This window comes from Cupriavidus phytohabitans (assembly GCF_000426345.1).
Lineage (GTDB): Bacteria > Pseudomonadota > Gammaproteobacteria > Burkholderiales > Burkholderiaceae > Cupriavidus.
Genome location: NZ_AUFE01000015.1, coordinates 50,078 through 69,931 on the forward strand (window position 1 = coordinate 50,078; position 19,854 = coordinate 69,931).

Consider the following 19,854-nt stretch of genomic DNA (forward strand, 5'->3'; position numbering starts at 1 on the left):
CACGCCACCTGCACCACCTGCACCACCTGCACCACCTGCGCCACCTGCGCCACCTACGCCGCCAGCGCACTGGCGCGGCCCTCGCTGCCGCCGGCGATGCGTGCCGGCAGCTCGGCCAGCGTGGCATCGGCCAGTGCCGGCAGGGCCAGCAACAGCGCCATGCATTGCCCTGCGAGGTCCTGCGCGGCGGGGTGGCCGAGCGCAGCCGTGTCGTATTCCACGCGCAGCGTCAGCGTTTCGCGCGGGATCACGATGGCGGTCACGGGGTAGCTCATCTGGCCCCGGTTGTCGACGTCGCTGAAGCGCAGCGCGCCGCGCTCGGTTTCGCGCAGCGTGCTGTCGACCGGGTAGTTCTCGTAGATCAGCATGGTGTCGAACGGCGCCTGCGCCGTGTCGTCACTGCCTGCGGCCCAGGATTGCAGCCACGCCGGCGGCGCGTGCTCGGTCTCGCGCAAGGCCAGGTTGTCGGCCTGCAGCGCCGGCAGCCAGTCGGCGACGCGCAGCGTGTCGGGCAAGTCCTGCACCAGCGGCAGCGTGCTGGCCAGCAGGCCCATGATGGCTTCGATGCCGGACAGTTCCGCCGAGCGTCCCGAACCCACCACTGCCATGCCGACAGTGCGGGCGCCGGTTGCCTGGCGCAGCGCCAGCAGCCAGGCGGCCTGCACCAGCGTGTTGACGGTGACGAGCTGGCGGCTGGCGAAGGCGGCCAGCGTGCGCAGCGCGTCGGCCGGCACCACGTGCTCGACGGCACCCATGCACTGGCCCCGCTGGCCGCGCTGCGCGGGCGCGATATCGCGGGTGATCCGCACCGGCTGCCGTTGCAGCGGCGCCAGCCGCGTTTCCCAGTGCTCCTCCGCGCCGGGCTGCGCCTGCTGCCACGCCACGTAGCGGCGCAGCGACGAAGCCGCCTGCGCAGGCTGTTCACCGTCGTAGCCGCGCAGCACTTCACCAAGCAGCCGCGACATGCTCCAGCCATCCAGCAGCAGGTGGTGCCAGGTCCAGAGGAAGCGCCACGCGTCGTCGGCAATGCGCACCAGCGTCAGCCGCATCAGCGGTGCGCGCCCAGGGTCGAAGGGTCGGCGGAATTCCGCCTCGCACAGCCCCTGCCATTCCGTATCCTCGGCGGCGGACCGGGGCCGGCTGCCGCGCGCGCGCCAGTCGTGGCGGGTGACCGGAAGTTGCGCCTGGACGGGCACCACCAGCAGAGGCTCGGCTCCGTCGGGCGCTTGCAGCCAGGCCACGCGCGCGCGCAGAACCGGATGGCGCTGCATCGCCGCCTGCCATGCCGCGACCATGCGCTCGACATCGAGCCCATCCATGGTCGCCTGCACCTGCACCATGTATGCCGGGGAGCCCGGATGGCGGGCGCCATGGCACACCATACCGCGCTGCATCGGCGTCGGCCGCCAGATGTCCTCGATCTCCTCCGCGGGCAGCGCCAGCGCGTCCAGCTGCGCTTGCGACAAGCCGCTGGCCGGCACATCCGACGGCGTCAGCCGCGTGGCGGTTTGCGCCACGCAATGCGACACCACCTCGCGCAAGGCCTGGGCGATGCGCGCCAGCAGCGCGTCGATGGTGGCCTCGCGGAACTGGCCGCCGCGATACGTGCAGCGGAATTGCAGGCAGCCATGCTGGACCCGGCCATCGAAGGCCAGCGGTGCCGGCAACGGGATTTCGGCGGACACGCCGCTGCCGGTGTCCTCCGCCACCGCCTGCCAGTCGCCCGCCCCGGCACGCAAGCTGCCGTCGAACTGGCCCAGGTAGTTGAACAGCACCTGTGGCGCGGCTACGGCGGACCCGAGCACGCCGTAGCCCAGTCCTTGCCGCGGCACCGCGCGCAGGGCTTCCTTGACGCCCGCGATAGTGTCGCCAAGGTCATCGACGCTGGCCAGGCGCACCGGCCAGATGCTGGTGAACCACCCGACCGTGCGGCTGAGATCGAGCGCGGTGCCCGCCGCTTCGGCTTCGCGCCCGTGGCCCTCGACATGGATGCGGATCTCGTCGCGGCCGGTGAAGGCGCACAGCGCGCGCGCGAAACCCGCCAGCAACAGGTCGTTGACGCCAGTGCGGTAGGCAGCGTGGGCGCGCCGCAGCAAGGCGCCGGTGGTGGCCGCGTCGAGCGCGAAGCTGGCCGTGCGGGCGCCATCGGTGCGAGGCTGCGACGCCTCGGGTGCATCGGCCGGCAGGGCGAGATCGCCCTCTGCCACCGTGTGCCAGTAAGCGCCTTCGCCGGCAAACACCGCGCGCGCCGGGCCGGCCAGCGTGCGGCTCCATGCGGCATAGCTGGCGGCGACCGCAGCCAGCGCCGGCACCTGCCCGGCCAGCCGCGCCGCGTATGCCGCCTGCAGGTCTTCCAGCACGATGCGCCACGACACGCCGTCCACCACAAGGTGATGGCAGACCAGCAACAATCGCTCGCTGCCGTCGGCAATGCGCAGTTGCAATGCGCGCAGCAGCGGGCCGTGCTCGATATCCAGCTTTCCCTGCTCGGCGTCGCAGGCAGCGGTGATCGCCGCCGCGTCGGGCGCGTCGGCCGTCGTCAGCACGAACGCATCGGCAGCCTCCGCAACGGCCTGCTGGCGCCAGCCATCTTCGCCATCGCTGAAGCGCAAGCGCAGCGCCGCGTGATGGCCGGCCACGTCTGCCAGCGCGGCGCGCAACGCCGCCGTATCGATGGCCGACTGCGACTGCAGCAGTACCGACTGGTTGAAGCGGTTGCGCGCGGCCGCGGCCAGCGGCTGGGCGAGGAACGCGCGCTGCACCGGCGTCAGCGGCGCCGCGCCGTGTTCCGCGGCGTCATTGGCGGCCTCCCCCTCCGCCACATCCACGCGCTGCGCCACCCGCGCCAGCGCCGCCACGGTCTGGTGCTCGAACACCTGGCGCGGGGTCAGCCGCCAGCCCTGCAGCCGGGCGCGCGCGACGATCTGGAGGCTCAGGATCGAGTCGCCGCCGAGCGCGAAGAAGTTGTCGTGCAAGCCAACCTGCGCGATGCCGAGCACGTCCGCCCAGACCGCCGCCAGCATCCGCTCGGGCGCCGACACCGGCGCTGCGTAGGCGGCCTCGGCCTGCCACTGCGGCTCGGGCAGCGCGCGCCGGTCGAGCTTGCCGTTGGGGGTGACCGGCAGGCTGTCGAGGCGCAGCACCGCGGCCGGCACCATGTAGTCGGGCAAGGCCGCGGCAAGCGCGCTGCGCAGCGCTTCGGCCTGCACCGTGGCCGGCGCGGCCACGTAGCCGACCAGCCGGGTGCCGGCCGGCGTCTCGTGCGGCAGCACCACCGCCTGGCGCACGTCGGGCTGGGCCAGCAGGTGTGCCTCGATCTCGCCCAGCTCGATGCGGAAGCCGCGGATCTTGACCTGGTGGTCCTGCCGGCCGAGATACTCGATGCAGCCATCGGGGCGCCAGCGCACCAGGTCGCCGGTGCGGTACAGGCGCGCCCCGGGCGTGCCGAAGGGATCCGGAATGAAGCGGTCGGCGGTCATGCCGGCGCGGCCGAGGTAGCCGCGCGCCAGCCCTTCGCCGCCGAGGTAGAGCTCGCCGGGCACGCCAACGGGCACCGGCTCGAGCCGGCTGTCCAGCACGTGCGCGCTGCGCGTGCCGACCGGCCGGCCAATCGGTGCATAGGCCCCGGTCACCTGCGCGGCGGCTTCGTCCGCCGCGGCCTTCCACACCAGCGGCGTCACCACGGTCTCGGTCGGGCCATAGCCGTTGATGATGTGCTGCGGCCGCAGCGCCTGCGTCAGCCGCTCCACGCCGGCGCGCGGCATGGCCTCGCCGCCGAAGGAATAGAGCCACAGCGGCGGCGGGTTGCCCTGCGACTCGGCCCATGCGGCCAGCTGGTGCAGGTAGCGCGGCGGAAACCCCGCATGCGTGACCGCGTGGCGACCCAGCGCCGCGTAGGTCTGCTCGACGCTCCACAGTGTGTCGTCGCGCAGCACGATGCTGGCCCCGCTGGCGAGGGGCACCATCCAGCGCTCATGCGCGCCATCGAAGCTGAACGACAGGAAATGGAGCTCGCGGCTGGCCGCCGTAATGTCGTAGCACGCCGCGGTGGCGACCACATGCATTGCCAGTGGACCGTGAGCCACGGCCACGCCCTTGGGCTGGCCGGTCGAGCCGGAGGTGTAGATCACGTAGGCCAGCTGCCCGGGATGGATGGGAACGCCGGGGTCATGAGCAGGCCAGTTGGCGTCGTTGCCATCATCCGCCACCAGGACCGGCAGGCCGGGCATCACCGGGAAGGCGTCGCGCAGCGCGCGCTCGGTCAGCAGCAGTTGCGGCGCAGCATCTTCCTGCATGTCGAGCAGGCGCCGTGCCGGATAGGCGGGATCGAACGGCACGAAGCAGGCGCCGGCCTTGAGCACCGCCATCAGCGCCACCAGCATGCGCGGCGAACGGTTCAGCGCCACGCCGACGCGGCACTCGGCGCCGATGCCTTGCGCGACCAGCCGGTGCGCCAGCCGGTTGGCCTGGCGTTCAAGCTCGCCATGGGTCAGGATGTCGTCGCCATACAGCACCGCCGGTGCAGCCGGCGCGCGGCGCGCGTGCGCGGCCACCTGCGCATGTACGGCCACGAACGGCGTTGCCGGACAGTCGGGCTGGCTCCATCGTGCCAGTGCGGCGCGCTCGGCGTCGGCGAGCAGCACCGCGGTGCCGGGCGTGGTCGCCGGATCGGCCGCGAAGGCCTGCAGCAAGCGCACATAATGCCCCGCCATGCGCGCCACGGTAGCGGCATCGAACAGGTCGGCCGCGTAGGCAATGCGGCCGCACAGGCTGCCATCGGCCAGTTCGGCCGTGGCCAGGCTCAGCTCGAAGCGCGCGGTGGTGACCGGCAGCTCCAGCGACGTGGCGCGCAGCCCCGCCAGTTGCGGCAGTGCCGCGGCGCTGGCGGTGCGATGGTCGAAGGTGACGTTGAACAGCGCCGGCTGGCCAAGGCTGCGGTCGGGCTGCAGCGCCTCGACCAGCAGGTCGAACGGCAGCGACTGGTGCTCCTGGTCCGCGGCGGCCTGCGTGGCGAGCCGCGCCAGCAGGTCGGCGAACGGCTGCTCCGGATCGATCTCTGCCCGCATCACCTGCATGTTGACGAAGCAGCCGATCAGCGCCTCGGTCTCGCTGCGCTGGCGGTTGGCCACCGGCACGCCGATGCGCAGGTCGGACTGGCCGGTATGGCGGCCCAGCAGCACCGCCCAGGCGGCCAGCAGCGCCATGTTCAGCGTTGCATGGCGCGTGGCGGCAAGCGCGCGCAACGCTTCCGCCAAACCGGCGGGGATGGCGAACACATGCTCCGCGCCCTCGCCGCTGCGCGCGGCGCGGCGCGGGCGGTCGGCTGGCAGGTCGAGCGCGGCGCCCGCGTCGTCTCCCAGCCGCGCGCGCCAGTAGCCGAGCTGGCGCTGGGCCTCGCCGGCTTCCATCCAGTGGCGCTGCCAGACGGCATAGTCGGCGTACTGGACCGGCAACGGCGCAAGCTGCGCCCGCGTGCCGCTGGATTCAGCCGCGTAGCAGGCGGCCAGTTCGGCAACAAGGCGGACTATCGATGCACCGTCTGCGACGATGTGGTGCAGCACTACCACGAGCACGTGCGACTGCGCGCTCTCGCGGATCAGCGCGACGCGCCACAGCGGCCCGGCGGCGAGATCGAACGGTTCATGGACCGCGCGCGCGATGGCCGCGTCGACGCCGTCCGAGTCGGCGTCCATGACGGCAAAGGCCGGCGGCAGGTCGTCATGCATGTGCTGGCAGGCGACGCCGGCAGCATCGGTCGGATAGGTGGTGCGCAGCACTTCATGGCGCGCGCCGATCTGCGCGAACGCGCGGCGCAGCGCCGCGGTGTCGAGCGAACCCTCGAGCCGGTACACGCCCGGCATGTGATAGGCGGTGCTGGCAGGCTCCAGCTGCTGCAGGAACCACAGGCGCTGCTGCGCATACGACAGCGGCAGCGCGCCAGCGCGCGGCGCTGGCACGATGGGCAACGTGGCAAACGCCACGCCTTTGCCGTGCAGCGCGGCCAGGAAGGCGGCGCGTTGCGCCGGCTCCAGCCGGGCAAAACGCGCGGCGACTTGTGCGTGCGCGGTACTGAATGCGTCTGACATGGGGGCGGGATCGGTCAATGGATTTCAGGGAGCGCTTATGCCACCATCGCGGCCTGCGAATGCGGTACGGCAGCGGCCAGTGCCGTGTGCGCCAGCGTGTCGAGGTCATTGTCCGCAGCTTCCTGCCTGACGGCAGCAGCCAGCGCATGCGCGGTCGGATGGTCGAACACCACGCCAGGCGCGATCTCCACCCGCAGCCGGCGGCGCAGCCGCGCAACCAGCTTGATCACCAGCAGCGAATGGCCGCCGAGGGCGAAGAAGTCGGCATGCGGGTCGACATCGCTCTGTTCCAGCAGCTCGGCCATCAACGCGCACACCAGGGCTTCCACTGCGTCGGCCGCGGGCACCGCGGCCACGGCTGGCGCCTTGTCGGCGGGAGCCAGTTCGCGCAGCGCGACGCGGTCCGTCTTGCCGTTGGGCAGGCGCGGCAGCACCGCCAGTGGAACGAAGCGCGCCGGCACCATCGCGTCGGGCAGCATCGCGGCCAGCGTGTGGCGCAGCGCGGCGGCGTCGATGGCACTGCCGGCTGCAGGCACGAGGAAGGCACACAGCACAGCCTCGCCGCCGGGTCCCGCCACCGCGCACACCGCTGCCTGCGCGACCGCTGGCTGGGCCAGCAGCGCGGCTTCGACTTCCGCGGGCTCGACGCGGATGCCGCGGACCTTGACCTGCTGGTCGGCGCGGCCCAGCAGCTGCAAACCGGCGGGCGTGGCGCGCGCGAGATCGCCGGTGCGGTACAAGCGCTCGCCGGCGGCGAAGGGATCGTCGACGAACGCCGCCGCATCGAGGTCCGCCCGGCCGAGGTAGCCGCGCGCGAGTTGCGGGCCGCCGACGTAAAGCTGCCCGGCCACGCCGGCCGGCACCGGCCGCAGCGCGTCGTCCAGCAGGCGCACGCGGGTCGCACCCAGCGCGCGGCTCAGCGGCGCCGTGCCGGCGGGCCACGCCGGCATGTCCGCGCCTAGCGCGTGCACCATCACGCCGATGGTGGTTTCGGTGGGGCCATAGTGGTTGAAGATGCGGCACGCGGGCGCATGGCGGCGCAACGTATCGACCAGGCTGGCCGGCAATGGCTCGCCGCCCAGGATGACGGTGGCCGGTACCGCGGGCGCTTCCGTTTCCAGCAGCGCCGCCAGGTGCGACGGCACGATCTTGATGGCATCGACCGCGCGGCCGCGCAGGTAGCGCGCGAAGGCCGCGGGGTGGGCCATGTCGTCATCGCCGGCCACGACCAGGCAGCCGCCCTGCCACAGGGCGGCAAACAGCGTGGTGTTGCCGAGGTCGGCGGCCACCGATGAGGTCAGCCCGAAGCGTTGGCACGACGACAGCGACAGTGCGTCGCAAACCGCCGCGGTGTAGTGGCTGACCTGCGCGTGGCCGATCACCACGCCCTTGGGTTCGCCGGTGGAGCCGGAGGTGAACAGGACGTAGGCGGCGGCGTCGGGCGCGACGGTTGCCGCATCCTCCGCTGCTGACGCGACGGAAGCGAGCAAGGCATCGGCAGCGACCACGGTGCCGTCGCCAGGCGATGCCTGCTGCGCGATCGTCAGCACCGGCGCGGCCTGCGCCAGCACGCTGCGGCGCCGCGCCTGCGGCCAGGCCGGGTCGAGCGGCACGTAGGCACCCCCTGCGGCCCATACCGCGAGCAGGCAGGCCACCAGCGCGCCGCTGCGCGGCAATGCCAGGGCCACGCGCGTGCCGGGGCCGACTCCAAGCCCGCGCAGCCGTTGCGCCGCCGCATGCACCGTGCGCTGCAGGCCGGCATAGTCGAGTACGAGATCGGCGGCATCCAGCGCAGGCGCCGCCGGCGTATTGCGTGCATGCGTTGCGATGCGGTTCAACAGCGAGTCGTCCGCCGCGACCGGTTTGTCGCCGGCCCAGCATTGCGGCACGCGCAAGGTATCGTCCGCCGGCCACCACAGCGACGACAGCGGCGCATCCAGTGCGGCCGGCAGCGCGCCGATCAGCGCAGCGAGATGAGACAGCAGCCACGGCCCCACGCGCGGATGCAGCGTGCCGGCCGACGCGTGCAGCGCCAGCGCGGCCATGCCCCGCCCGTCGTCCAGTGCCTCGCACACCAGGTCGAAACCGGGCCACGCGGGGCTCGCCAGCGCAATCCCGCCGGCGGGCAACGGCGATACCGAAAACCCGATGCGCGGGCCGGCATCGCCAGGCAGCCACGCTTCCTGCCACGCGGCGTGGCCGTCCAGCGCCGGCAGCCACGCCTGCCAGTGGTGGCGCAGGCTGGCTTCGTCATCCCATTGCACGCCAAGCGGCAGCGCCTTGACGAATACGCCGGCGGCGCCGGCCATCACGTCGTAGTCGCGGCGGCAGTCGTGCAGCCACGTGGCGCTGAATGCCGGCTGCGCGCACAGGCGCGCCAGCAGGGTCCACCACGCGGCCTGCAGCACGCGCTCGGGCGTGGTGCCGAGCTGGCGCGCGGTGACGTCCAGCGCCTGGCGATGCGCGGCATGCAGCGTGTGGCGCCAGCTGTCGGCGGTGGTGGCGGAAGCTGCAGCGAGCGCGTCGGGCAGGCGCAGCGGCGCGGGCAGGCTGGCCGCATGGGCCTGCCAGTAGCCGCGGCCGGCGTTGCCGGTGCCGTCCTCGCCCAGGCGCGCGCCTTCCTGCCAGTCGGCATATCGGGCGTATTGCAGCGGCGGCTCGGCGTCGTCCGCGGCCGGGGCCGGGGTGTCCAGCGCGGCGCGTACAGCTTCGGCGAAGCGCAGCGCGCTGTTGCGGTCTGCCGCCAGCGGGCTGGCCAGCAGCCACAGTGTGGCACCGCCGCTGGCCAGCGGGCACAGGCAGGCGCGCAGCACATCGCCCTGCGCCGGATCGAGCGCAGGCAGCGCCGGCGCATCGCCGTCCGCGACGATGGTTGTGGCCGCGACGTTGCCGTTTTGCGTCACACATGCCACCAGCTGGCTGCCATCATCGATGTAAGCCATGCGCAGCACGTCGTGGCGTTCGCGCAGCACGGCCAGCGCGGCGTCTACGGCGGCAGGCTCGGGCTGGCAACGCAACAGGATGCGCACCACCTGCGCGTGCGGCGCCGGCGCGCTGCGCCATTGCTGCCAGGCGGCCTGTTGTTCGGGGGTCGGGCTCCAGGTGTCGTGCATCTCAGGCATCGGCGTTCTCCTGCGGAAGGACGGGAGCGAGCCGGGCGTCCAGCTGCTTGCGGTCGAACATGTCGCCCATCGCCACCACGATCTTGCGCGGGCCTTCATACGGATCGCGCGCATGCGCGGCCAGCATGTTGTCGAGCATCACCACGTCGCCGCGCTCCCAGTCGAAGCGCACGGCGCAGGCCTCATACAGCTCGCCGATCAGCGCCATGGCCTCGTCGGGAATCGGCGTGCCGTCGCCGAACATCACGTGGCGCGGCATGCGTTCCAGGCCGGCCATCTCGAGCAGGTCTTCGCGCACGTCGGCCTCCAGGCACGAGACGTGGTGCAGCTGCACCTGGTTGAAGAAGCTGCGCTCGCCGGTCACCGGGTGGCTGACGATGGCCGGGCATACGGTGCGGGTCTGCAGCACGTCGCCGTCCAGCCAGCGGCAGTCGATGCCGGCGGCGCGGCAGCGCGCCTCGACTTCGGCGCGGTCGTCGGTCTTGTAGAAATCGCGCCAGTCCACATCCAGCCGCGGCGTGAAGGTGCGCACGTACATCAGCTGCTTGCGGGCGAATTCCTCGGCCAGCGCGGGCGGCAGGCGGCGCAGCAGCTCGCGGCAGTCGACGATCGGCGTGGCGCCGCCCACGGCCGAGGGCAGCTCGCAGAAGAACCACTGCTTGCGCGGCCAGCGCTCCAGGTGCGCGCTTTCGTTGTGGTACAGGATCATCTGGCGCTCGGGGTAAGGCGTTGAGCGGTAGGTGTTGCGCCCGCCCTCCTTCTTGGGCAGGTCGCCGTAGCTGCCGTACAGGCCGGGATGCATGGCCTCGGCAAAGGCTTCAAAGGCCTGCGGGTTGGGCAGGTCGAAGCCGCGGAAGACGATGCCGGCGTGCCGGTGCAGCGTCGCGGCGACCAGCTCGCGCGAGCGCGCGGCCCAAGCCACCGGGTCCAGGCCTGGCACCGCCGGCTCGATCACGATGGGGAAGACTTCGCCGGCGCGCAGCGGGCGCAGCCGCACCTGCCTGGCCGGGTCGGCTGCGGCAGCCTGCGGCGCCACGGCGGCCGCGGGAGCAGCGGCGGCCGTGCGTGGCCTCGCCAGCGACTTGAGCTGGTCGAGCTTGGCCGCCATGCGTTGGCTGGTTTCCATGGTTCGGGACTCCTCGGGTTTCGGTTGGGGCGGGCGCGTGGCGCCCGTGACGGGTGCGGCGGCGCGGTCGGCGGGCTGGTCCGGCGCACGCAGCAGCGCTGCCAGCGTGGCCTGCCATTCGGCGGCGAAGCGCGCCACGGTGGCGGATTCGAACAGCGCGCTGGCAAAGACCCAGTCGCCGCGCAGCGGCGCCGCTTCCTGTCCACTCTCGGGTTCCAGGAACAGCGCCATGTCGAACTTGGACGTACGTTCGACCGGCGGCAGCATCTCGGCCTCCACGCCGGGCATGCCGAACTGCCCTGCCGGGGTGTTCTGCAGCACGAACAGCGCCTGCACCAGGGGGTTTCGGCTACGGTCGCGCGGCACGCCGGCCGCCTCGACGATGCGGTCGAACGGCAGGCCGTCATGCTCGAAGGCGGCCAGCACGTCGCGCCGGCACGCTGCCAGCACGTCGCGGAAGCTGGCGCCGGCGATGCGGCGCGAGCGCAGCGGCAGCACGTTGACAAAGAAGCCGATCAGCGGCTCCAGCGCGGCTTCGTGCCGTCCGGCGACGTCGGTGCCGAGCACCAGGTCGTCCATGCCGGTCGCGCGGTGCAGCCAGCACTGGAAGCTGGCCAACAGCACGATGAATGGCGTGACCTGCTCGGCCCGCGCCAGCGCATGCACCTGTCCCATGCGTTCGCCGTCGATCCGCAGCGCCACGGCGTCGCCTTCCATGCGCGCCACCGGCGGGCGCGCACGGTCGGCCGGCAACGCCAGCGCCGCCGGTGCGCCGGCAAGCGCGCCGCGCCAGTAGTTTGCGAGCCGCTCCAGCGTGGCGCCGCGCAGCCAGTCCCGCTGCCACGCGGCATAGTCGGCGTATTGCAGCGCCAGCGGCGGCAGCGGCGCGACCTGCTGCGGCGCCAGCGCGTGCCGGTAGCCGTGGGTGATCTCGTTGACCAGCAGGCCGACCGACCAGCCATCCGACACCAGGTGGTGCATGGCGACCAGCAGCACGTGCTCATGCGGCGCGCAGCGCAGCAGCGTGGTGCGCCACAGCGGCGCGTGACCGAGGTCGAACGGGCGCGATGCGTGTTCCTGCATGGCTTCGCGCAGCGCCGCCTTTCGCGCTTCGGGCGCTTCGGGCGCTTCGGGCGCTTCGGGCGCCAGCGCCTGCAAATCGATCACGGGCAGGCCGATGCCGGCGGCGGCATCGATGCGTGCGTAGGGCTCGCCATCGTCGTCGGGATAGGCGGTGCGCAGGATCTCGTGGCGTGCCGCCACGGCTGCCAGCGCCTGGCGCAGCGCGGCGAGTTCCAGCGGCCCGCGCAGGCGCAGCGCGCCGGCCATGTTGTAGGCCGCTCCGGCATTGCCCTGCAGGCGTTCGACCAGCCACAGCCGCTGTTGCGCCAGCGATACCGGCATGCGCGCGGCGCGCGGTACCGGAACCAGCGCCGGCATCGCCGCCGCAGGCGTGGCGCAATCCAGCCGTGCGGCGAAGTCCCGCAGCACTGGCGCCTCAAAGACATCGCGCAGCGTGGCCTGCGCATCGCCCGCGGCGCGCAGCCGTGCCACCACCCGCGTGGCGACCAGCGAATGGCCGCCCAGACGGAAGAAATGGCTGTCGCGGCCGATGCGCACGCCCGGCAGCAGCGCTTCCCAGATGCCGGCGACAGCCTGCTCGGTGGGCGTGGCGGGCGGTGCGCCCTCCTGCGCCACGACCTGCGGCGCGGGCAGCGCCTTGCGGTCGATCTTGCCGTTGGCATTGAGCGGCCACGACGGCATGCACACCCATGCAGACGGCACCATGTACGCAGGCAGCCGCGCCGCGACGCTGGCAGACAGCTTGGCTTGCAGTGCGTCATCCGCGGGCTGCGCGTGGCCGGCTGGCGGCTGCCAGTACGCGGTCAGCCATTCGGTGCCGGCGGCGCGGTGCACCGTCACCAGCGCCTGGCGCACCGCCGGATGCGCGGCGAGCACGGCTTCGATCTCGCCCAGCTCGATGCGGTAGCCGCGCAGCTTGACCTGGAAGTCCTTGCGGCCGATGTATTCGAGTACGCCATCTTCGCGCCAGCGGCCGAGGTCGCCGGTCAGGTAGCGGCGGCTGCCGGGCGCGCCGGTCGGGTCGGGCACGAAGGCCGCCGCGGTGCGGCGCGGGTCGGCGAGGTAGCCGCGGCCGACGCCGGCACCGGCCACCGCGATCTCGCCCACCACGCCGGGCGCGGCGAGATTGCCGTCGGCATCGAGCACCTGCAGCACGGCATTGGCGGTCGGGCGGCCGATCGGCACGGTGTCTGCGGCTTGCGCCGCCTGCGCCAGCATGTCGGCGCGCAAGGGGTGGAACGCCACGTCGTCCGAGCATTCCGCCGGCCCGTAGGCGTTCATCAGCGGCACGCGCGGATAGCGCGCCAGCCAGGCATGCGCGGTGGCGGGCGGCAGCGACTCGCCGGTCGGCAGCACCCAGCGCAGGGCCGCCAGCGGCGCGGCGCGCCCTTCCGTCTCCTGGCAATCGAGCATGGCCTGCAGCAGCGACGGCACCGGCTCGAACAGCGTCACGCCGCGCTGCGCCAGCAGCGCGGCGAGTGCGGCGGGATCGCGCACCACGTCGTCGCCGATGATCTCCACGCGCGCGCCGAACACCGGCGCGGCCAGCGCCTGCCAGACGGAGATATCGAAGCACGGCGGCGCGGTCTGTGCGATCACGTCGCCCTCGCCCAGTCCCAGCGGCGCGACCTTGGCCAGCATGTTGTTGAGCATGCCGGTGCGCGTGACCATCGCGCCCTTCGGCACGCCGGTCGAGCCGGAGGTGAACAGCACGTAGGCGAGCTGGGCGGGATGCGTGGGCTCGTCCGCTGCGCGCGCCATCCCGGCTTCCAATGCAGCCAGCGTCGTGACACCGGCAACGCCGGCAGCATCCAGCGCGGCCACGCCGGAGGCATCCGTCAGTAGCTGCGCTGGCCTGGCCTGCGCCAGCACCTGCCGCCAGCGTGCCGTGGGATGGCTGACGTCGAGCGGCACCCACGCCGCGCCGGCGCGCAGGATGCCGGCCAGCGCGACCAGCCAGTCCAGCCCGCGCGGCAGCAGCACGGCGACGAGATCGTCCGGCCGCACGCCCGCAGCGCGCAAGCCGCCGGCGACGCGGCCGGCGCGTTGCCACCAGTCGCCATAGGTCAGCGCTGCGGCGCCGCAGCGCGCCAGCACCCGCTGCGGATGCGCGGCCACCTGACGCGCGACGCGCTGCACGTAGTCGTCCCGCAGCGCTGCGGGCGCCACGCTGGTGTCGTCGCTCGCGCTCCATGCCTGCAGCCTGGCACGCGTGGCGCCATCGAGCATGTCGACGGCGCCCACGTGCGCGGTGCGGGCGGCCAGCGACGCCAGCACGGCGGCGTAGGCGTCCATCCATTGCGCCAGCCGGTGCGCCTGCACGCGCGCGGCATCGCAGCTGAAGCGGATGGTGAAGCGGCTGTCGGGCATGACCTCCAGCGTCAGGCCGTAGTGGGTCTGCTCGATGTTGTCATGCTGGCGCAGGCGCAGCCCGGCCACCTCGCGCGCACGGTCGCCCAGGTCGGGCAGGTTCTGGAACACCATCAGCGTATCGAACAGTGCGCCGCCGATGCCTGACTGGGCCTGGATCTCGGCGAGCGGTGCGTGCTCGAACTCGCGCATCGCCACGGCGGCGTGCTGGGTCGCCTGCAGGTAGTCCGCCACCGCCAGCGCGCCTTGCGGTCGCAGCCGCAACGGCAGCGTATTGATGAACACCCCCAGCATGCGCTCGGCGCCTTCGAGCCCCGCGGGGCGGCCGGCCGAGGTCACGCCGAAGACGATGTCGTCGCTGCCGGCGTGGCGCGACAGCACGATGCCCCACGCGGCCTGCATCACGGTGTTGAGCGTGACGCGGTGCGCGGCGGCCAGCGCGCGCAGGCTGGCGTCGAGGCCGGCTGGCAGGACCAGGTCGCGGCACAGCGGCTCGGCTTGCCCATGCGCGCTGGCGGATGCAATGCCCGGCAGCACGGTCGGGCCGGCCAAACCGGCGAATGCCTCGCGCCAGAAGGCCTGCCGCGCGGATGCGGGCTGCGCCGCGAGCCAGGCGATGTAGTCGCGGTACGGCCGGCGCGGCGCCGGGGCGTGCGCCGGATCGGCATAGCGCGCCAGCGCCTCGTCAAGCAGTTGCACCGAGCCCCAGCCGTCGACGATCAGGTGGTGCCGGCTCCAGACCAGCCACCAGCCCGCGTCGCCGTTGCGCAGCAGTGCCAGCCGCATCAGCGGCAGTTCGGCGGGGTCGAAGCCCCGCGCGCGGTCGGCCCGGCACCAGTCCGCCAGTTGCGCGGCCTGCGCGTCGGCGTCGGCGCCGCACCAGTCTTCCACTGTCACCGGCAACGTGGCGCGCGCATGCACGCATTGCAGCGCGCGGTCACCGCCCGCTTCGCCTGCCGCGGCAAAGGTAGTGCGAAGGATCGGGTGGTCGTCCAGCAGCGCCTGCCAGGCGGCGGCCATGCGTCCGGTGTCGAGCGGCCCGTCGACCTGCAGCACCAGCTGGTTGACATAGGCACCGTTGCCGCCGTCGCGCAGGTGGTGGAACAGCAGGCCTTCCTGCAGCGGCGACAGCGGATAGGCATCTTCAATATTGGCCGCTTCGCCACGCAGCCGCTCCAGCGCCTGCGCATCGCAGCCGCTCAGCGCAAAGGGCTGCGGCGCCGCGGGCGTGGCAGCCGCGCTGGCTGGCCTTGCGCGCTCGGCAAGATGGGCCGCCAGGCGTGCCAGCGTCGGGTGCGCGAACAGGTCCTTCGGCGCGAGCATCAGTTGCTGCGCGCGCGCCCTGGCGACGATCTGCAGCGCCAGGATGGAATCGCCGCCGAGCGCGAAGAAGTCGGCATCGCGGTCGATCTGCCCGCGTTGCAGGATTTCGCGCCACAGTCCTGCCAGCACCTGTTCTATGGCAGCCGCCTGCGTGTCGGCCGGCGCCGCGTCCGCACGCAGCACGGCAGCCAGCGCCGCCGGCGTGGGATGCGCGAACAGCAGTTTGGGCGTCAGCGGCAGGCCCGCCTTGCGCGCCTGCGCGACCAGCTGCAGTCCAAGGATGGAGTCGCCGCCGAGCGCGAAGAAATTGTCGTCGGCACCCGCCGCTTCGCGTCCGAGCACGCCGGCCCACAGGCGCGCCAGCGTGGCCCCGGTCTCGTCGCGTGGTGCCGACCGCGACGGTGCCGCGGTTTCACCCGGCACGGCAGGCAACGCCTTGCGGTCGACCTTGCCGTTGCGCAGCCGCGCGAAGGCCTCGCACGGCACGAACACCGCGGGCAGCATCGGCGCCGGCATCGCGGTGGCCATGGTGGTGCGCAGCGTATCGAGGTCCAGGCCGGCGTCGGACACCAGGTAGGCGACCAGCCGCAGCCCTTCACCTGCCGGCGACGGCTGCGCCAGCACCACGGCATCGCGCACGCCCGGCGCCTGGCGCAGCCAGGCTTCGACTTCGCCGGGCTCGACGCGGAAGCCGCGGATCTTGACCTGCGCGTCGGCACGGCCGAGGAAGACGATGGCGCCGGCTTCGTCCATGCGCACGCGGTCGCCGGTGCGGTACAGGCGGCCGCCCGGCTGGAACGGGTCCGGCACGAAGCGCTCGGCGGTCAGCGCGGGGCGGCGCAGGTAGCCGCTGGCGACGCCGGCGCCGCCGATATAGAGCTCGCCCACCGCGCCGCGCGGCACGCGGTTCAGGTGGCGGTCGAGCACATAGGCGCTGACGCCGGCCAGCGGCTGGCCAACGGGAATTGCCGCCGTCGCTGCGGTGGCGAGCACTGCATGCGTCAGGCATCCGACCGTGGTTTCTGTCGGGCCATAGTGGTTGACCACGCGGCATGCCGGGCGCAGCGCCTGCACGCGCGCCACCAGCGCCGCATCGAGCGCCTCGCCGCCGAACACCAGACACCGGCGCGGCACCAGCCGCGCCGGATCGGCGACGGCCAGCAGCGCGCGCAAGTGCGACGGGACAATCTTCAGGCAATCGACTGGCCGCGCTGCCAGGGCTGCGGCGAGCGCTTCGGGATCCTCGCCCAGCGCGTCGTCCAGCACGCGCAGCGTGTGGCCGCCGAGCAGCGCGCCGAACCACGCGGTGTGGCCGAGGTCGGCGGTGACCGAGGACAGCGACGCCAGCGACGACCCTGCCGGCAGCGCCAGCGCGTGCAGCACACCAGCGGCGTAATGCGCGAGGTTGCCTTGCGTGACCACCACGGCCTTGGGCGTGCCGGTCGAGCCGGAGGTGTAGATCAGGTAGGCGGGCTGTGCCGGAGCGGCGGCAGGCCATGCGGCAGCGCTGGCTGCGTCATCGTTCGCGAGCGAGGCGACATGCCAGGCGGCGCCCGGCATGGCTTGCGCCAGCCACTGCGGCCGCGCGCCCTCGCCCACCACGGCGGTGAGGCCCGCATCGGCGGCCAGTTGCGCCAGCCGCGCCGCGGGCATGCCGGCATCGAGGCACAGGAAGGCGGCGCCGGCCTTCCATGCGCCGAGCATGGCCGCAGCCATGCGTGCGCCGCGCGGCAGCAGCAGACCGACCACCTCGCCGGGTTGGACACCACCGCCGCGCAGGCTTGCGGCGAGCGCGCCCGCGGCGCGATCGAGCGCGGCGTAGTTGCATTGCGCATCGGCGGCATCGACGGCGAGCCGCTCCGGATGCGCGCGCGCGCCTGCCTCGAAGGCCGCCAGTGCGGTGGCGTGCCGCTCGATGCTGCCTGCACGCATGTCGGAGAGCTGCGCCGACTCATACAGCGGGAGGTCTCCGACACGCGCGTCGGCGTTGTCGAGCACCGCATCCACCGCTGCGCGCAGCGTAGCGATCAGGCGCTGGACGGCGTTCGCGTCGAACCGGTCGGCGTCATAGCGCCATTGCCCGCGCAGGCGATCCCCTTCATCCTGCCAGCGCAGGTTCATGTCGTTGGCCGCGCCGCGCTGCGTGGCGAGGTACTCGCGCACGAGGTAGCGGCCCAGCACGTTGCGCGGCCCCACCGGCACGAAGGTGGTCATATGCCGGAACAGCGGCCCCTCCCCGCCCATGCGCGCCAGCGGATACTGCTGGTGGCGCAGCGCGCCGCGCATCTGCCGGGCGCAGTCGCGCACCACCGCGGCAAAGGGCGGATTGGCGGAGAAGTTGGCGCGCAACGGCACCGTGTTCAGCGTAAAGCCGATCAGGCCGGCGGACTGCGCGCCGGAGCGGCCTGCGGTCGGCGTGCCGACCAGGAAATCGTCCTCGCCACTGGCACGGTGTACGACGGTCTTGAACAGCGCCAGCATGACCACGAAGACGCTCGCCTCCAGCCGCGTTGCCAGGTCGCGCAGGCCCGCCGTCTGCTGCGGCGTGAGGTGGAATTCAAGTTCGGCGCCGCGGTGGCGCGGTTCCGCGTTCAGCGTGCCGGGCAACGCCGGCGCCGCGGGCGCGTCTTCCAGCACGCCCTCCCAGTGCGCGCGCAGCGAGGCACCGCGCTGTCCCGCCAGCAGCTGGCGCTGGCGCACCAGCCAGTCGCGGTAGCGCCCTGCCTGCGAGGCCATCGGCGACTGGTTGGCGCACAGCGCTTCGTAGGTGGCGAAGATCTGGTCGCAGACCAGTTCGAAACCGAGGTAGTCACCGGCGATATGGTGCATGCCCGCACACATCCACAAGCGGTCGTTGCCATCGGCCTGGCGTGATAAGAGGAAGCGGAAGCGGCAAACCTGCCCGGCGTCAGGATCGAACGGCTCGTCAGCCTCGCGCTCGAACCAGGCGTGCAGGCGGGCTTCATCGAGGCCATCGGCGCGCGTCAGCGACACCTCCGCGGCAAAGCCCGCGGGGCGCGCCATCACGATCTCGCCGTCTTCCTCGATAAAGCCGCTGTGCAGCGCCTCATGGCAGTCCACCACGTGGCGCACCGCCTGTTCGAGCAGTTCGAAGCGCAGGGCAGCCGGGATCTCGATGGCGAACACCATGTTGTAGGCGGCACTGTCCGGATTGCGTCGATGGAACGCCAGCAGCGCGAGCTGCCCGGGGCCCGCGGGATAGCGTTCGAAGTAGCCGGGATGCGCGGCCAGCCAGGCATCGGCCTCGGCGGCGCGGGTGGCCAGCAGTTCGGCCGCGGCCTGTCGCGCATCGGTGCCGGCCGCGCTGTCGCCGGCCACGCGCCAGCGCCCGTCCTGCAGGCTTAGGCGCACGCCTTCGGCGCGCAAGGTTCGCATCAGGGCGCCAGTTTCGGCCGGCAAGGGAGCTTCGGAAGACGACATGGCGAAAACGTTGGAAATGGCAGGATCCGCCGGGCAGGCGCAACCTGCCAGGCAAGGAGTGATCAGACGGGAAAGCGCGCCTCAGCCCAGTCCGGGCGGCGCGGGTTCGGCCATGGCGACGATCACGCGGCGCGCGCCGGTGAAGGTGCCGCGCCCGTGGGCGGCAAGCATGTTGTCGAGCATCAGCACGTCGCCCTGCTGCCAGGGGAAGCGCACCGTGCATTGGTCCAGGGTGGCGCGGATCGACGCTAGGGCATCGTCTTCCAGCGGCGCGCCGTCGCCGTAGACGACATTGCGCGGCAGTTCGTCGACGCTGCCGACCACGGCCAGCAAGGCCTCGCGCACATGCGGCGCCAGGTTCGACACATGGAACAGGTGGGCCTGGTTGAACCACACCATCTCGCCCGTCACCGGATGGCGCGCGACCGCCTGGCACAGCTGGCGCGTGCGCAGCTCGCCGTCGGGCTTCCATTCGAACTCGATCTGCTGCGCGCGGCAGAAGCGCTCCACCTGCGCGCGGTCTTCGGTGTTGAAGGCGCGCTGCCAGCTCAGGTCGAGGCCGTTGCCGTAGTTGCGCACGTACATCAGCCGGCGCTGCGCAAAGCGCTCGCGGATAGCGGGGTCGAGGCGCTGGTAGACCAGGCGGCTGTCGGCGATCGGCGTCTCGCCGCCGGTTTCGCTCGGCTGCACGCAGTGGAACCAGATCTTCATCGGCCACTGCAGCGTGTACGACTGCTCGTTATGCAGCGGGATCACCTGGTGCGCCGGGTATTCGGTCGAGGTGTAGACGCCCTCCTTGACCTGCGAGCGCGGCGTGGAGCCGAACTCGTAGCTCAGCAGCGGATGGCCGAAGGCGCTGGCGAAGGCGCGGAACGCGGCGTCGTCATCGAAACGGAAGTTGCGGAACAGCACGCCGCCGACGCGAGGCAGCTGCTCGGCGGCAATCGCCGCCATGGCACTGAACTGGCTGCGCCAGTCGGAGTCCCCATCCGGGGTGACCACCAGCGGCAGCGCGCCGTGCGCAAACAGCGGAGCGGTGCGCAGCGCGCCTGCCGTGGCGAGGCTCGTTGAAGTGGCTGAGGTTGCGGCGGTAGCCACGCCGGCCGCGGCGCGATGGTCCGGCTGGAGGTCGGCGATGGTACTGGTCGTGTCCATATCCCTGTTGCCTCTACGGGTGCGTTCGCGAAGCCAGTGGCGGCCTGAGAGTCAATGAGGCCAACGGGGGCAGCCGCGCGAACAATGTCTGCACATGGAAAGTGTGAAGCGAGTGTAGCGGAATTATTTACGAATGGAAATACAAATC

Annotated in this window: 4 protein-coding genes; all 4 read right to left on the reverse strand. The window is 72.4% G+C overall.

What is annotated here, in order from left to right; translation table 11 throughout:
• Window positions 1–53 precede the first annotated feature (53 nt).
• The 4 genes from K309_RS0113790 to K309_RS0113805 all read right to left on the reverse strand — a co-directional run bounded on the left by K309_RS0113790 (window position 54) and on the right by K309_RS0113805 (window position 19,706).
• Window positions 54–6,086 (reverse strand): non-ribosomal peptide synthetase, encoded by a 6,033-nt coding sequence (locus K309_RS0113790; protein WP_029046976.1) that lies wholly within the window; start codon window positions 6,084–6,086, stop codon window positions 54–56.
• A gap of 35 nt (window positions 6,087–6,121) precedes the next feature.
• Window positions 6,122–9,208 carry a non-ribosomal peptide synthetase gene (locus K309_RS36500; protein WP_051320444.1) on the reverse strand — a complete coding sequence of 1,029 codons (3,087 nt, stop codon included), beginning with the start codon at window positions 9,206–9,208 and terminating at the stop codon, window positions 6,122–6,124.
• Entirely contained in the window at window positions 9,201–18,506 is a 9,306-nt protein-coding gene (locus K309_RS36505) for a non-ribosomal peptide synthetase (protein ID WP_084402421.1), read from the reverse strand. Before K309_RS36505 ends, K309_RS36500 begins: the two co-directional genes overlap by 8 nt.
• 126 nt (window positions 18,507–18,632) lie before the next feature.
• Window positions 18,633–19,706 (reverse strand): TauD/TfdA family dioxygenase, encoded by a 1,074-nt coding sequence (locus K309_RS0113805; RefSeq protein WP_198030815.1) that lies wholly within the window; start codon window positions 19,704–19,706, stop codon window positions 18,633–18,635.
• Between the last annotated feature and the right edge of the window lie 148 nt (window positions 19,707–19,854).